The following is a 15131-nucleotide window of genomic DNA, read 5'->3' as shown; positions in this document are numbered from 1 at the left end:
TTCATAGAGCAGACGGCGGGCGCAACGAGCGACGCCCGCCGCCTGCTCAGATAACCGCAATCTGCTTTTGTGCCAGCAATTCACGCATCTCCGCATCCGGCTCGCCGTCGACCACCAGCGTGCTGGCCAGCGTCAAATCGCCGATGGCAAATGCCGAGGCTGAATTCATCTTCTCCTGCGAAACCATCACCACCGTTTCCGACGCGCGCGCCGCCAGTGCCCGTTTAACCCCTGCCTCTTCGTAGTTGCCGGTGGTTAATCCCGCGCTTTTGTGTACGCCCGTCACGCCCATAAAAAAGAGATCGGCATTGATGCGCGCCACGGACTCCAGCACCGATGCGCCGACCGCGACCACGGAATGACGATAGAGCAGGCCGCCAATCATAATCACCTCGACCTGAGGATAATCGACCAGCGCCATGGCGATGCTCGGGCTGTGGGTCACGGCAGTAAACACCAGATCCTGTGGCAGCTGGCGCACCATCGCCTCAGTGGTCGTGCCACCGTCAATAATCACGACCTGCCCCGGCTGAATAAGCCCGACCGCTTTTTGCGCGATGAGCCTTTTTGAGCCTGTTTGCACGTTTTTGCGTGTTTCAAACGGGGCGACTGCGGCTGAAACCGGCAACGCGCCGCCGTGTACGCGCTGTAGCAACCCTTCTGCCGCCAGCTCCCGCAGATCGCGCCGAACAGAGTCTTCTGAGACGTTAAATCGCTGGCTCAGCTCGCTGGACATGACCTGTTTCTCTGCGGCAAGGATCGCCAGAATCTGCTGTTTGCGCTGTGAACTCAGCATAATTACAACCTTTGTTTTTTCTTGATATTGCACGATTGTGCATGATAGCGTGCTTTCTGTCACTACCTTGAGAAGAAAACATGCAGCCGAAAATACGCCATATGCGTGAGCAACTGTTATCCGATAACTGGTACACGCTAAAGAAATATACCTTTGAACAGCAGCGCGCCGATGGCAGCTGGCAGGAGCAGAGCCGCGAGGCCTACGATCGCGGCAATGGCGCCGTGATCCTGCTCTACAACCGCGCAAAAAAGCACGTGGTGCTGACCCGACAGTTTCGCCTGCCGGTCTATATCAACGGCCACAACGGCTATTTGATCGAGGCGGCGGCGGGTCTGCTTGATAACGCTTCGCCAGAAGCACGCATTATGGCAGAAGCGGAAGAGGAGACGGGCTTCCGGGTCACGCAGATTGAAAAGGTGCTGGAAGCCTACATGAGCCCCGGCTCGGTGACGGAAAAACTCTATTTTTTCATTGCCGAATACAGCGACAGCGATCGCCGCGGCGCTGGCGGCGGACTGGCGGAAGAAGGCGAAGAGATCGACGTGCTGGAATGGCCTTTCAGCCGCGCGCTGGAGGCGGTACGCAGCGGCGAGATTGAGGATGCGAAAACCATCATTTTGCTGCAGTACCTGGCGCTCAACGACATTTTTCAGGAGAAAAATCGATGCTGATTCTGATTGCAGGACCGGTTCGCAGCGGCACGAATGGCGACCAGGCGTTGATTCACGCCAACCTTGAGAAGATGAACCGTATGGCGCTGGCGATCTATCAACGCGGCCATACGCCTGTTATCGGCGAGTGGCTGGCGCTGCCGCTGGCCGCCACCGCCGGATCTACGCGCATCGGCGACGAGATCAGCGAGGCTTTTCTCTATCCGGTCGCGCATCGCTTAATCGCCTGCTGCGACGCTATTCCGCGCATGCCTGGCGCGTCGAAGGGTGCCGATAATGATGTTCGCCTCGGCCAGTCGCTGGGGCTGCAGATTTTCACCTCACCAGAGAGCCTTCCTGCCGCAGAGGCGTGATCGCGTGGGAAATAGCGTCCAAACCAGGCAGAGGCAAAAGCATTTTCAGGAGATTCCTGGAGACAATTAATTAAACATCCCCATCGACATTGTTGAAGAGAAATATCAACAGGCGCGGCTGGCGAAATTAATGCACGCCGCATTAGCTCTATTTTCCCGCCGATTAAAAGGAGATAAAAAGTTAAATTTCATCTGGCTGTCATACGTTGCGGATAAAGTCAGGCGTTGCGGATCAGTTTGCGCCGCACGCGTCTGGCAAACCTTTCTGATATTAACGGATCTCAGATGGAAACCATAACTTCCCCGGTAGGTAAGGGTGCGGTCAACCGGCCTCAGGATGTCGTCGTCGTGCAAAAATTACTGCGTGAAAACGGCTTCCCTGCGCTCAGGGTCGACGGAATCTGCGGCAGTAATACCCTTAAAGCCATTATCGATTACCAGAAACGTCTTTATCATCTGCCCGACGGGATAGTGACGCCAGGCAGGAAAACGTTGCAGCACCTGACGCAAAACGCCTCGCCGCCGTGCGGGCCGCAGGGCGCGACCAGCACGAACCGGCAGGGCACGCGGCGCCAGCCGCGCCAGATACTGCCCAGCTACCGCTGCCTGCGCCTGCTGATGCAGTATGAGCAGCTGCACACCTTGCCCTACGATGACCAGACCTCCATGACTATCGACAGCTGGACCAGCGGCGCCACCATCGGTTACGGTCACTGGATAAGCCGTAAGAGCGATTTTGCGCAATATAAAGAAGGAATTTCAGAGAGCGACGCCGAGGCATTATTCGCGCGCGATCTGAAACCCTTTATTGCGACGGTGCGCGACTATGTGAAGGTGGATTTAACCCAGAACGAATTTGACGCGTTATTAATCTTCGCGTTCAATATCGGCAGCAGAGACGATCGGCATCATGCGGGATTTTACTACTCCACCGTTTTGAAAATAATAAACGGTGAGTCAGGCGAAAACCTTGATAACGCCTGGATGCGTTATACGCTTTCGCACGGCAAACCGATGCGCGGGCTAATTAACCGGCGAAAAAGCGAACTGAAGGTATACCACGAAGGAGTTTATCTAAAAATATGAAAAAGCTGATGGCGCTATGTCTGCTGGCCTGCTCATTTCACTCTCTGGCGCAGGATAATAAGCCCTTTTTCCAGAGCAAAAGCTATAACGTCTATCTCTCCCTGGGGAAATGCACCGCCGAGGATATTGAGTGCGATCAGGTCACCTACCATGCGGTGAATAAAAATAATCACCACCAGCTGACCCTGAAAGGCTCGACGCTGAATATCGGGCCGTCGCGCGACTTTCGCGGCTATATCTTCCGCCAGGCGCCCTACACCTATGTGCTGGCCCCGGCGGAAGAGGGCAGTAGCGAAAACAACGCCTGGTTCCTTCAGGTTACCAAAACCACACCGCACGGCGACGATGTGGTTTTCCGGGAAAACGGCAGCGTCAGTCGTTAAGGCGTAAAGCGCTCAGGCACCTTAACCAGCCAGGTGCCAGCCTGCGTAATCTCCAGCTGTTGCGTCCAGTTTTGCTCGCCTCGCTTCACCGCCAGCTGATAATGGCCCGGCGCCAGCCGTAGCAGTCGCGGCTCGTCAGCGGTGGCAGCGGGCTGCGCCTCGCCGTCAAGAAAGAGAGCGTCGTCCTTCTGAAGATTCAGATAGACGCGCGCCTGGGCGACAGGCGGCTTCGCAGCCGGTGCCGGTAGCGGCGCAGGCGCAGGCGTCGATGATGGCGCGGAGGCAGCGGCCAGCGATGACGCGGGCGCAGGTCTGGGCGGCGGCGTGGCAGCGGGCGAAGCGGGAGTCGCCACAGCTGCCACCGCAGGTTCGGACGGCGCGGGCCGGGCGACCAGCCAGACCACCACAGCGGCGAGGCCCGCGGCCGCCGCGGCCGCCAGTATCAGCAGACGGCGCGCGGCGCTTTTTCTCCCTGGCTGCACGCTCACCGACTGCGCGGCATCAGGCACCGCAGGCACCGGCAGCAGGGTGTCAGGGGACGCCGCCACCGGCAATGTCGCCGGGAGCGACGCCGTCGGGGTGGGGATCGCCTCAGGGACAGATGCCGTTTCACGTTCGGCAAGGTCGCGGTCGAGGCTCATCAGCCGCGCCGCCAGCGCCTGAATGCTCTGCGGACGATCTTCGGGCTGCAGCTGCAGCATCTCATCGATCAGCTGCAACAGCGACAGAGAGAAGCCCGGCGGCTGGCGCTGCGCCAGCGGCTGATAGTTATTGCTGATCAGCCGCACGACGCTGACCGGCGGCGGTTCGCCAGCGACCAGCATATGCAGCACCGCGCCGAGGGCGTAGATATCGGTCCAGGGCCCCTGGTCGCCATCGCGTCCCTCGCTGTACTGTTCAATCGGCGCATAGCCGGGCTTGAGCATAATCTCGGTTTTATCGGTGAGATGGCCGATCTCTTTGCATGCCGAGCCAAAGTCGAGCAGCACCGGCAGCATGTTCTCCTGAATCTGAATATTATCCAGCGCGATATCGCGATGCAGATAGCCGTTGTCGTGCAACGTGCGCAAGGCGCTGAGCAGCGGCGGCAGCAGCGAACGGATCCACGTCTCGTTCACCAGCTGCGGCTCTTTCTGATAGCGGTTTTTCAGGGTGTCGCCGCTGTAAAACTCCGTAACCATATAGGCAGTATCGTTATCCTGCCAGAAGCGCAGCACATGGAGCAGGCCGGGATGGGAGAAACGCGCCAGGATGCGCGCCTCCTGAATAAAGCTGTTCATACCGGCCTGAAATACAGCGACGAAGCGCTCGCTGCGCAGCTGCAGATGCAGGTTCTCCCCGCGCACCGCCATTGAGGCGGGCATATACTCCTTGATCGCCACCCGGCGCTCCAGCTGATGATCCCAGGCGCTGTAGACGATGCCGAAGCCGCCTTCGCCAATCACCTGCTCAATTTCAAACTCATTAAAGCGATAGCCCTGCGGCAACGCCTGTGAACGGTTGTCGCTCATTGAGAAATTCCCGCCTGTTCCTCGCTGAAGTGGTAGCTGAACTGCGGATGCGCATAGCTGACCCGCAGTGCGCTCCACTGCTGTTTCTCCAGCGTCGCGGTCAGCAGCCGCTCGCTGATCTGCGGCAGCAGCGTCTGGGTCAGGATAGCGTCAACCATGCGCCCGCCCGATTCGGTTTCCTGACAGCGGCTGGCGATCTGCTGCGCCACCTCCGGCGCAAACTCCGCCTGAATGCGGTGATGCGTCAGCAGCCGCTGGCGGATCTGCTCCAGGCGCATCCCGACGATACGCATCAGCATCGCGTCGCTGAGCGGATAGTAGGGGATCACCGTCAGTCGCCCAAGCAGCGCCGCCGGGAACGCCTGGCGCAGCGGCGGGCGCAGCATCGCGGTCAGCGCCTCCGGCTCCGGCAGCAGACTCTCATCGGCGCACAGCCCCTCGATCAGCTCGCTGCCGATATTGGAGGTAAGGATAATGACGCAGTTACGGAAATCGATATGGCGGCCTTCGCCATCCTCCATCCAGCCCTTATCGAACACCTGGAAAAAAAGCTCGTGCACGTCGGCATGCGCTTTTTCAATCTCATCCAGCAGCACCACGCTGTAGGGACGGCGACGTACCGCCTCGGTCAGCACGCCGCCTTCGCCGTAGCCGACATAGCCCGGCGGCGCGCCTTTCAGCGTCGAGACCGTATGCGCCTCCTGGAACTCGCTCATATTAATGGTGATCAGGTTCTGTTCGCCGCCGTAGAGCGCCTCCGCCAGCGCCAGCGCCGTTTCGGTTTTGCCCACGCCGGAGGGTCCGCACAGCAGGAAAACGCCGGTGGGCTTATGGGGATCGTCGAGGCGCGCGTGCGCGGTGCGAATGCGATGCGCAATGGCGGCCAGCGCGTGAGGCTGGCCGACAACGCGCCGCGCCAGCGCTGCGGGCAGATTGAGCACCGATGCCGCCTCGTCGCGCAGCATGCGGCCGAGCGGAATGCCGGTCCAGTCGGCGACCACGGCGGCGACGACGCTGGCGTCCACCGCCGGGAAGATCAGCGGTGCCTCGTCCTGCAGTTGCTGAAGCTGCCGCTGCGCCTCGCTGAGACGGGCGCGCAGCGCCGGATCGTCCTGCGGCGCCGCCAGCTGCTCCGCCCGCAGCGCGATAAGCTGGCGCACCAGCGCCAGCTCCTGTTCACAGCGCGGCTGCAGATCGGCAAACCGCTGCGCCACCTGCGCCAGCGCCGCCTCCGCTTTCGCCAGACGTTCTACGGCGTCAGCCTGATTCAGCCGCGCTTCGCGCCGCGCGATCTCCGCTTCAAGCGTCAGCGCCTCCTGCTGACGCCGCAGCGCTACCAGCGCCGGCGGTTCGCCATGCAGGCTGACGGCGACGCGCGCGCAGGCGGTATCAAGCAGCGCGATCGCCTTATCCGGCAGCTGGCGGGCGGGAATATAGCGATGCGACAGGCGTACCGCGCTTTCCACCGCTTCATCCAGCAGCAGCACCTGATGATGCTGTGACAGCGTCACGGAAAGGTGGCGCAGCATCTGAATCGCCTTCTCCTCGTCCGGCTCGGTGACCTGAACTGGCTGAAAGCGGCGCGTCAACGCCGGATCTTTCTCGATATATTTTTTATATTCCGTCCAGGTCGTCGCGCCGATAGTGCGCAGCTGACCGCGCGCCAGCGCAGGCTTCAGCAGGTTGGCGGCGTCGCCGGTTCCCTGCTGGCCGCCGGCGCCAATCAAGGTGTGTATTTCATCGATAAACAGCACCACCGGCACCGGACTGGCCTGAACCTGAGCGATGACCCCTTGCAGACGGCTTTCAAATTCGCCCTTAACCGACGCGCCTGCCTGCAGCAGCCCGATGTCGAGCAGCCAGAGCTGCACCTGCTGCAGGGGCGGCGGCACCGATCCCGCCGCGATGCGCATCGCCAGCCCTTCCGCCAGCGCAGTTTTGCCCACGCCCGCCTCGCCGGTCAGCAGGGGATTGTTCTGGCGGCGGCGCAGCAGAATATCGACCATCTGCCGGATCTCGTCGTCGCGGCCGACGACCGGATCGATATCGCCTTTGCGCGCCAGCGCGGTGAGATCGCGGCCATAAAGCGCCAGAAAATCATCGCCGCCGTGTCCCGGCGGCTGCGGCGCGGCGGATTCGACCAGCGCCTCTTCGTCGGAACCCGCCACGCAGCGGGCGAAGTCGCTCAGCAGCAGGGCGCTGTCGATGCGCTCAAACTGCGGAGAGATCGCCAGCAGCACATGGCGCAGGGCGAAGGTTTTCAGCAGCGCCAGCAGCAGATGGCCGCCGCGAATGCGGCTGTGACCAAAGCTCAGCGAGCAGTAGACCCAGCTGCGCTCGACGGCGTTGTCGATATGCTCGGCAAGATCGGAGATGGTTCCCGCGCCGCGCGGCAGGCGGTCGAGCGCCGCCACGATCTCGCTCGCCAGCTGCGATTCATTCAGCCCGAAGCGGGCAATAAGCCGCTGCAGATCGCTGTTGGGCAGCTGCATCAGCTGATGCAGCCAGTGCACCAGCTCGACATAGGGATTGCCGCGCAGCTTACAGAACGCGGTGGCGCTCTCCAGCGCGGTAAAGAGCGGCGAATTCAGTTTGCTAAACAACTCAGAGCGACGAATATCAGACATGATGTTCCTTAACAAAAGTAACGAAAAAGTTCAGGGTGCAGGCTCCAGATGCAGGATCAGGTCGTCGCGGTCGCGCGGTTCCGGCTGTTCGCCGAGCCAGCTGCTGTAGCCGAGCTGCGCCGTGCCGCCCAGCGAAACGCCCGTCACCGCCTGCTGCTGCAAAACCAGCTGCAGATCCCAGCGATATTCAATGCCGATCGTTTGCAGCAGCCAGTCACGCAGCTGCTGCGAGGAGCGCTTGCCCGGTAAAAAGCGCTGATAGTCGGCGAGGGTCAGCGGGCCGAAAACAAGGCGGAATGCGTGCTGCGCGTCGCGCACCGCGCTGCCGAGCAGCGTGTTTTCGCCCAGTCGCGGGCTGCCTCGCCCGCCGCGCAGCCGCACCCGGTCGCGCGGCTCGATGGGCAGCCACTGCGGTACGTTTTGCAGCACGCTGACCGGCACGCGGAAATACCACGTCAGGGATCGCTCTACCCCCTCGGCATCATGGGTCTGGCGCGTAAGGTGGCCGGCGAGCGCGTAGCGCGCATGCTCATGGACTGCGCCGCGCGCATGGGTCAGCGCGGGCTGTCCCACGCCGGTCAGACAGGAGAGGTAGTGATTGAAGCGATGACGGTCGGCGCGATCCAGCGACACCGTCGGCTGCGCCTCTGCCCAGGCGCGGTAGAAGAGCAGAATCAGGCGGTGATGAAACAGATTCAGGAAATCCACCATGCTGCGGTCGCCGTGATGCGCCACGCGCTGGTGGGCATACTCAGTGAGGTGGCGCGGCAGCGGGCCGTTGGGGCCGAACAGGCCAAAGCTGTAGATGTCGATTTCAGGCCGTTGCGATCCGGGACGGGTCGCCGCGCGCGCTACGGTGGCTGGCGCGAAGGCCAGCGACGGCGCCTGGCCGAGGCGCAACGGCTCAAAACGCGGCAGCGGCGCGCGGCCCAGTGGATAAGGTTCGCCCGCCTGCGCGTCCAGTCGGCGCAGCAGTTGAAACAGATCGTGGCGGAAGGGCGCACGCTCAACCTGATGCCAGAAGTCAGCGGGCAACCGCGGCTCGTCGCGACGGCCTGAGGCGCTCACAGCAGCGGCCTCATGCCGATGCGCGCCGGCCAGAAGCCGATTTCGCCGCGCTGCTCGCTGACAAGCCTGGTCTCGGTAAAGCTGTTGATTGCCACCAGGCGCGAAAAAAGCGTCTCCAGCACGCAGCCGAGCAGCCAGGGGCTGGCGCCAGAGAACGCGCCTTCATCCACGGTGAGTTCGATAGCGATGCCGCGCGCAAAGGTTATCGGCCCCGGCTGCGGCACGCGGCGATGCACCGGACGCAGCGCGCAGCGGCGGATCCCCTCGATCTGACGGCTGATAGCTGGCTCCGCCACCTCGGCATAAAGCGCCAGGAGCTGACGCAGCGAGGCGGCACCCTGCTGCGCGTCTGTCTCCGTCAGGCTGAGGTAGTTGAGCTGTAGCTGGCTGATCAAACGCCAGGAGACGGCGCCTTCCGCCAGGGCCGGTCGCGGCGCGGTCGGCCCTTTACGCATGCGGATCGCCAGCACCGGCGCGGAGGTGGGCAGCGTGAAAACGTCCAGCCCCTGCTGTCGCAGGATCAGCGGCAGGTCGCGGTTGGTGCAGAGTAGATCTGCCATCAGGTACTGCAGAGAGGCGGCGTAGGGCGTCTGCTGCTCGTCCACCAGCGAGACAAACAGCTCGGAGCCGAGATAGCCGGTACGGGTGCCGTATATTTTGCCCTTATCGGAGAGCAGGCGCGGTTCGCGACGCTGGGCGAAATAGGCACCGTAGTTGCCGTCGTCCTCACCCCGGCTGTCCCAGAATGGACGAAACCGCTGCTCCTCGCGCAGGCCGCGCCCGCTGCCGTAAAGGGCCGTCACGCTGTAGATCTCATAATCGAGCGGATGGGCGTTATCCACCACCAGATGATATTCGCTCGCCAGCTCGTCAACGTTGATGCGCTCCGACGCGCGGGGAAAGAGATTGATGACCGGCGTACAGTGCAGCGACAGATGCTCGCTGTCGACGACCCCTTCCAGCGCGTCGTTTTCTTCATCGAGCAGCAGCAGGATCTCAAACTGATGCTCGCCTTTCAGCCCGCGGATAAAGGGAGCCAGCCCCTCGACGTCGCAGAAGAGATAGCGCGACGGAAAGGCGAAATACTCCTGCAGCAGCCGGTAACCGGACGCATTGCGCAGATCGTCCGGCAGCAGCGCCTGCTGTGCGTCGAATCCCTGCTGGCGCAGCGCCTCCGGCTCCAGCAGCAGGCTCTGCTGCGCACTGCGGCAAACGACCCCAACGCAGTGGCCCATCAGCAGCTCCAGCAGCGCCAGCGCCTGACCGTCAGGCCCGCTCAGATAGAACGACAGCTTATCGACCGTCAGCTGGTCAAGGGGGATATTGCGCCCGCTCTCAAGCCGAATGCGCAACGCGCGGATCGCGCCGCGCTGCTGTAACGCGGCGGCTGCCACCGGCAGGTCCGCCGGGATGCCGCCAAGCGCCACCTGGGCGATCTGCAGCGGCAGCAGCGTCACGTCATGGGCGGTGCGGTATTTGCAGCTCACGCCCTTACTCTTCATCGCCTGATTTTCAATCAGCGTACCGCGCGGAATAGCGAAGCCGCTGTTGATATTGCCCTTCATGCCGTCCGGCTGAAACTCGACAATCGCCATCGAGGGGGTCGGTGCCAGATAGTTGGGGTAGATCATCTCCAGCAGTCGCTGGGTAAAACGCGGAAACTCAGCGTCCATCTTGAGTTGCACGCGCGAGGTGAGAAAAGCGAATCCCTCCATCAGCCGTTCAATATAGGGATCGGAGACGTCGCCTTCGCGCATACCGAGGCGGCCCGCCACCTTGGGATAGCGCTCCGCGAACTCCTCGCCCATTTCGCGCAGCCAGCTCAGCTCGCGGTTGTAGTAGTCAAGCAGCTTCTGGTTCATGTTCCCTCGCTATCCTTCAGTTCGTAACGGCTGTGCTCCAGGTCAAGCTCGGTGCGAAACAGAAAGGCGAGCGGCCAGGGCACGCACCAGAGGTTGCCTTTAATCTCAATAGAGAGAACGTTATGGGTGGTCAGGGAGTGCGGATCGCTGATGCAGCGGAGGGTCAGATCCTGCGCGATAATGCGCGGTTCAAACTGAATAATCGCCTGCGTCAGCTGACGCCGCACCGTCTCCCACTCAATCTCGGAAATACGCTGGCCCGCCAGCGGCTCCACGCCGAAATTCAGCACCGAGGCGCGCACCTGCGGATAGGGGCGCAGATCGAGCTGCGAGGTATTGTTGATGCAGTTGAACAGCCACTGCAGATCGCGCAGCACCTGGCTGCGCAGAGTCTGATGCGAAATAACGTTGCGCATTTCGGTTCTGGCGGGCCGATCCGGCTCGTCGTCGGTGAGGCGATCCAGGATGCTCGGACGCATCCTGTCGTGCGGATTGAGACGGCGCGACGCGGTGCCGCTCAGCGAGCGATCCGCCTCAGCGCCAGACTCGGCGCGCAGAGGTTTCATACCGGCTCCCTGAAAGCGATCGATTCAATATCGAGCAGCGCCCATTCGCGGTCGCCGTCGAGCCAGATACGCTGCCCGTGGCCGACGTAGCCCGGCGGCTGCAGCGACCAGCTTGTCTGACGCGCCAGCTTCAGGGCGTCGCTGTCGTCGGCCTGCGAGGGGTAGCGCACCGGCATCTGGCAAAGGTGTTCGCTGCCGTCATGAAACCGCACGCTGCACTGACGCCATACCAGGTCGATGACGCTGGCGGGCGGCTGAAAGCGGATCTGCTGGATAAGATGCAGGCTCGCCCAGTGATAGACGCCGTCAAGAATCAGTTCGCACACCGGCCCGAGACGTTCGTCGCCATCCGACAGCCAGTCGAAACGCTCCGCCGCCTCCGGCGCGGCGCGAAGCACCAGCTCGCCGCCGTTGACGGGTACGGCCGCCAGCAGCGTCTCGCGCGCCGTCGGCGCGTTCAGCGCGCGTGCCATATCAGCGACCCAGCGGTGCTCCTGCGGGAACAGCGCGGGCGTCGCCGTCTGGCTAAACACCGTGGCGCGCTGCGTCTCGCCGCCGATCATCTGCAGCAGCAGCCTGACGGTCGGCGCCGCCTCGGCGGCCAGCTGCTGCCAGGCTTTTACCTGCGCCAGCGCGCCGCGCCAGTCGGCGTTCAGACAGAGCAGCTGCGCCAGATGCGCACGGCGATCGGCGCAGTCGGGCTGCTCGCGGATCGCCTGCCTCACCTCATCGATGGCGGGCTGGATAGCGTCATTTTCAAGCATGTCGGATAGCTGCATCATTTACCTCGGGCGGCGGGCGCCGCGTCACTGTTTAGCTGCGCCAGCGGATCCGGCGCGGGATTGAGGGCGTGCGGATGAAGAGCGGCGATCAGCTGCCACGCGGCCTCTTTATTGCCCAGCGCCCAGCGCTGGCGCGCGGCATCAATCAACGTTGTGCGGGCGCGCGCGTCCTCCGCCTCGCCCGGCGTCGCCTTAATCAGCACGCTGCCGTCAAAGCGCCAGGCGAGATGCGCCGCATCCCACGGCAGCAGCAGCCAGCTGCTGCCGTCGCTGCCGCTGGCCAGGATCAGGCGCTGGTTATTGGCGCTGATCACCTGCGTGCTCTGCTGGGTCGCGCCAGCGGGCGCGTTAAGCAGCGGGTAGCCGCTGACAAAGGTGACGGCGGAAGAACCGATGCGGCCCGGCCCCTGGATCCAGCCCGCGTCGTCGCAGCGCGGATCGGACCCGTCCGCCGAAACCGGCTGCGCCGCCTGGCCGTCGGCGGGCCAGTAGGTGCGGAAGCTGCAGCGTGCCGAGAGGGCGAAGCGCTGCCACGGCGTGGCGTCGGCGACGATCTCCGGCGGCGGCAGAATGACGCGCCACTTCTGGTCGGCGCTGGCGGTGCCTTTAAGCCGGGCGTCGCCCTGTTTGTCGATCACCGTCCAGCGCAGGGTTTTCAGTTCGCCGCACTGCTTCGCCAGGATACGGCCCACCTGCGGCAGGAAATCGTTAAACGCCTCCTGGCTGAACGCGCCCGCCGGTTCGATATGCAGCGCCGCGCTGGCACCGCACCACTGGCGCGGCTGCGCGCCGGGCACATTGTCCAGCCAGGCGCTGAGCCGGGCGGCGGGCGACCAGGCGATACGCACGCTTTTGGCCTGAACGGCAGCGGGCAGCAGCGCCAGACAGAGCAGAATAATCCAGCTTTTCATCGTGGGTTCCCGGCGGTTAGCGGCAGTTGAGTAAGATGCGCTGGGCATCGCTGAACGAGCTGAGCAGCGTGGCGTCCTGCGGCTCGCCGATCCAGACCGCCAGCGCGCTGAAATTATCCGGGTTGTCGTCGGGCTGCATGCGCTGCAGCAGCGCCAGCCACTCCTGCGGCGAACTCACCATCCGCAGGCTCTGTTCGAGATCCTCAACCTGCAGCGCATGCCAGAAACCGTCGGTGCAGAGCAAAAAGGCGTCGCCGTCTTCCAGCGGCAATACGTCGCTGTAGCTGGCCTCGCGCTCCTCGCGCATGCCCAGCGCGAAGTAGAGCAGGTTCTGGTTTACGCTGCCGCCATCATGCCCGGCATCGCGCATCTGCTGCGCCAGGCTGTGATCGCGCGTCTGCTGCAGCAGATAGCCGCGGCGGAACAGATAGAGGCGGCTGTCCCCCGCGTGCGCCCAGTAGGCGAGCTGATAGTCGCGATCGATAAACAGGCTCACCAGCGTGGTGCCCATATTTTTCAGCTGCGCGTCGCGCGCCTGGGTTTGCAGAATGGCGCGATTGGCGGCAGCGATATAGTGGCGGATATGCTGCGCGTCGAGGTGCGTTTCGGTGTTGAACTGCCCGACGATGGTCTCGCACGCCAGCCGGGCGGCGACATCTCCGCCCGGCTTGCCGGCGATGCCGTCGCAGATCACAAAGCAGGCGGCGCGCGCGCCGAGCGCGTCGGCGAGCTGATCCTGATTCATGGCGCGCTGGCCCTGCTGGCTGGTGGAAGCAAAGGTAATATTCATCGGTCACCGTCGTTTTTTGTTTGCAAGTCTTTGTATTGATTGACTTCGATGTCATAGGCGCGCAGAAAGGCTTCGCCGAACAGCGTGTGGAAATCGTCGTCGATTTCGTCAGCCGTGGTGTGGAAGCGCTGCACAAAGTAATCCCACAGCGCCGCCTTGCGGGCGGAGGCGAGGGCGAAACGCGGGGTGCGGCCGCTGTCGCGCGCCTGGCTCTCGATCTTTTCAGGATTAAACGACTGCAGCATGGCGGCAATAATGGCGCGTATGCCAGCAATCATGCCGAGCTGATGCGCCTGCAGATCGATCAGCGCATCGCGCACCGCTTTCTCCGGCGACATAAAGCCCGGCATCTGGCTGCCAAACATCTGGATCAGCACCGTTTTGCCCGACGGCAGCAGCTTGAACGGGTTATTGGCCTCATCAAGGATCATGGTCATCTCCGCATTGACGCCGCGCTTCAGCATCGAACGCGAGGAGAGCAGCGCCACCGTGCCCTGGGAGAAAAGGCTCAGCAGCTGGCCAACCAGAAACATCTGCTGCTTGCCGAAGGCGGGCTGACCATCCATATCCTGCAAATCCGCGCCTGCCAGCAGCGCCTGCAGCAGTTCACCCTCTAGCTGACACCCCTGCGCGCTACGCGCCTGTCCGGCGCGCTGATAAGAGACCGGATCGATACCCATGCGGCGACCGGCGACGTGGTTGTAGCCGGAGGGAGAGGGCGCGGCCACTTCCGGCTTCGGCGTGGCGGCGCGCTCGGGCGCAGGTGCGGGTGCTGGCTGCATGGGCGGCGGCTCAGGCTCAGCCTTCTGCGGCGCGGGCGGCGGCACAGGTTGAAGCGAGGCCTGCTGTGCGGGCGGTGCGACAGGTTGAGGCGAGCTCTGCGGCGCGGGCGGCGGCGTAAAAATATCGGGCGGGGTCAGCGACTGCGCCCCTTCGACCATAATGCCGAAGGGATCTTCCTGCTTCCCGGCGGCGTGGCCGAACAGCGCCAGCGGATCGCACTCCTGCGACGCCTCCGGGTGGAGCGGCGCTGCCTGCGGCGCAGCGCGCAGCGCGCTGGGCGTGGCGTCCTGCAAAATATCGGGCTGTTGAAAGAGATCGTTCTCGTTGAACAGCCGCGCGGGATCGGTTTCCCGCGGGCTGAGCTGGTGCAGATCGGTAAAGGTCTGCTGCTGCGCCAGCGGATCGACGGGGTTCAGCTCTTTGCCCGGCGCGGCGGTCAGCGGATTGGCGACGGCGGGCGCGGCGTCACGGGCGGGCGCCGGCGGTGGCGTGAAGTCGCGCGCCAGGCTCTCCCAGATCTCGCCGGGGATCGCTTCCGCGGTTCGCGGCGCGGCGCGAAGCGGCGCCTGCTGTGGCTGAACAGCGGGCGAAGGCGCGCTGCCGTCGAGGTCAGACACGGCCAGACTATAGTCGCCGATGCCGAGCAGGTCGCCGCTCTGCAGCTCCACCTGCCGGCCATGCTCCAGCGGGATGCCGTTGAATTCAATGTTAATCACATTGCCGCGGTTGGTAATGCGACACTCGCCGTTGGCGGAGGTATGCACCAGCAGCTGCAGACGCGAAATGGCGCGGCTCTCATCCGGCAAGACGAAATTGTTATCTTCGCTGCGGCCGATGGTGCCGCCGGGCGGATAGAAGTCGAAGCTGGTCTGCGGCGGCTGCATGCCGCTGCTGTTCTTAACAATCGTGAATCGCATGCTGATTACCTGATCGATCTGA

Annotated in this window: 14 protein-coding genes; 4 read left to right on the top strand and 10 right to left on the bottom strand. The window is 63.2% G+C overall.

The annotated features are described in order from the left end of the window. Positions 1-46: 46 nt before the first annotated feature. The gene (locus EKL29_RS08415) at positions 47-796 is read right to left on the bottom strand and encodes a DeoR/GlpR family DNA-binding transcription regulator (protein ID WP_126689362.1); all 750 of its coding nucleotides are present in this window, start codon (positions 794-796) and stop codon (positions 47-49) included. A gap of 80 nt (positions 797-876) precedes the next feature. On the opposite strand from EKL29_RS08415, the gene EKL29_RS08410 reads away from it, so the two are divergent. The 4 genes from EKL29_RS08410 to EKL29_RS08395 all read left to right on the top strand — a co-directional run bounded on the left by EKL29_RS08410 (position 877) and on the right by EKL29_RS08395 (position 3292). Next, positions 877-1470 carry an NUDIX domain-containing protein gene (locus tag EKL29_RS08410; RefSeq protein WP_126689361.1) on the top strand — a complete coding sequence of 198 codons (594 nt, stop codon included), beginning with the start codon at positions 877-879 and terminating at the stop codon, positions 1468-1470. Beyond that, positions 1464-1823: an NUDIX hydrolase gene (locus EKL29_RS08405; protein ID WP_126689360.1), complete on the top strand. Its 360-nt coding sequence runs from the start codon at positions 1464-1466 to the stop codon at positions 1821-1823. Before EKL29_RS08410 ends, EKL29_RS08405 begins: the two co-directional genes overlap by 7 nt. A 285-nt stretch (positions 1824-2108) precedes the next feature. Next, positions 2109-2909 carry a glycoside hydrolase family protein gene (locus tag EKL29_RS08400; protein WP_120456646.1) on the top strand — a complete coding sequence of 267 codons (801 nt, stop codon included), beginning with the start codon at positions 2109-2111 and terminating at the stop codon, positions 2907-2909. Continuing rightward, complete coding sequence (locus tag EKL29_RS08395; RefSeq protein WP_126689359.1) at positions 2906-3292, top strand: hypothetical protein; 387 nt, start codon at positions 2906-2908, stop codon at positions 3290-3292. The genes EKL29_RS08400 and EKL29_RS08395 overlap by 4 nt, the downstream gene beginning before the upstream one ends. Here EKL29_RS08395 and EKL29_RS08390 read toward each other — a convergent pair. From EKL29_RS08390 to tagH, 9 genes are read right to left on the bottom strand one after another with little or no spacing between them, the layout of a single operon-like run. Further along, the gene (locus EKL29_RS08390; RefSeq protein WP_126689358.1) at positions 3289-4803 is read right to left on the bottom strand and encodes a serine/threonine-protein kinase; all 1515 of its coding nucleotides are present in this window, start codon (positions 4801-4803) and stop codon (positions 3289-3291) included. The genes EKL29_RS08395 and EKL29_RS08390 overlap by 4 nt on opposite strands. After that, positions 4800-7430 (bottom strand): type VI secretion system ATPase TssH, encoded by a 2631-nt coding sequence (tssH, locus tag EKL29_RS08385; RefSeq protein ID WP_126689357.1) that lies wholly within the window; start codon positions 7428-7430, stop codon positions 4800-4802. The genes EKL29_RS08390 and tssH overlap by 4 nt, the downstream gene beginning before the upstream one ends. Positions 7431-7460: 30 nt before the next feature. Further along, positions 7461-8498, bottom strand: coding sequence for a type VI secretion system baseplate subunit TssG (tssG, locus tag EKL29_RS08380; RefSeq protein ID WP_126689356.1), 1038 nt, complete (start codon positions 8496-8498; stop codon positions 7461-7463). Then, positions 8495-10360, bottom strand: a complete 1866-nt coding sequence (gene tssF / locus EKL29_RS08375) for a type VI secretion system baseplate subunit TssF (RefSeq protein WP_126689355.1) — start codon at positions 10358-10360, stop codon at positions 8495-8497. Before tssF ends, tssG begins: the two co-directional genes overlap by 4 nt. Next, positions 10357-10926, bottom strand: a complete 570-nt coding sequence (gene tssE / locus EKL29_RS08370; protein ID WP_126689354.1) for a type VI secretion system baseplate subunit TssE — start codon at positions 10924-10926, stop codon at positions 10357-10359. Before tssE ends, tssF begins: the two co-directional genes overlap by 4 nt. Continuing rightward, positions 10923-11708 (bottom strand): type VI secretion system accessory protein TagJ, encoded by a 786-nt coding sequence (locus EKL29_RS08365; protein WP_126689353.1) that lies wholly within the window; start codon positions 11706-11708, stop codon positions 10923-10925. The genes tssE and EKL29_RS08365 overlap by 4 nt, the downstream gene beginning before the upstream one ends. Beyond that, complete coding sequence (locus EKL29_RS08360; protein ID WP_126689352.1) at positions 11705-12619, bottom strand: hypothetical protein; 915 nt, start codon at positions 12617-12619, stop codon at positions 11705-11707. The genes EKL29_RS08365 and EKL29_RS08360 overlap by 4 nt, the downstream gene beginning before the upstream one ends. A 16-nt stretch (positions 12620-12635) precedes the next feature. Then, positions 12636-13409, bottom strand: a complete 774-nt coding sequence (locus tag EKL29_RS08355) for a PP2C family serine/threonine-protein phosphatase (RefSeq protein ID WP_120456662.1) — start codon at positions 13407-13409, stop codon at positions 12636-12638. Continuing rightward, on the bottom strand, positions 13406-15109 hold the full coding sequence (tagH, locus tag EKL29_RS08350; protein ID WP_126689351.1) for a type VI secretion system-associated FHA domain protein TagH: 1704 nt from the start codon (positions 15107-15109) through the stop codon (positions 13406-13408). Before tagH ends, EKL29_RS08355 begins: the two co-directional genes overlap by 4 nt. Positions 15110-15131 lie beyond the last annotated feature (22 nt).

The sequence above is a fragment of the Pantoea sp. YU22 genome, assembly GCF_003970755.1.
Taxonomy (GTDB): Bacteria; Pseudomonadota; Gammaproteobacteria; order Enterobacterales; family Enterobacteriaceae; genus Pantoea; species Pantoea piersonii.
This window is presented reverse-complemented; position numbering and strand designations above follow the sequence as displayed.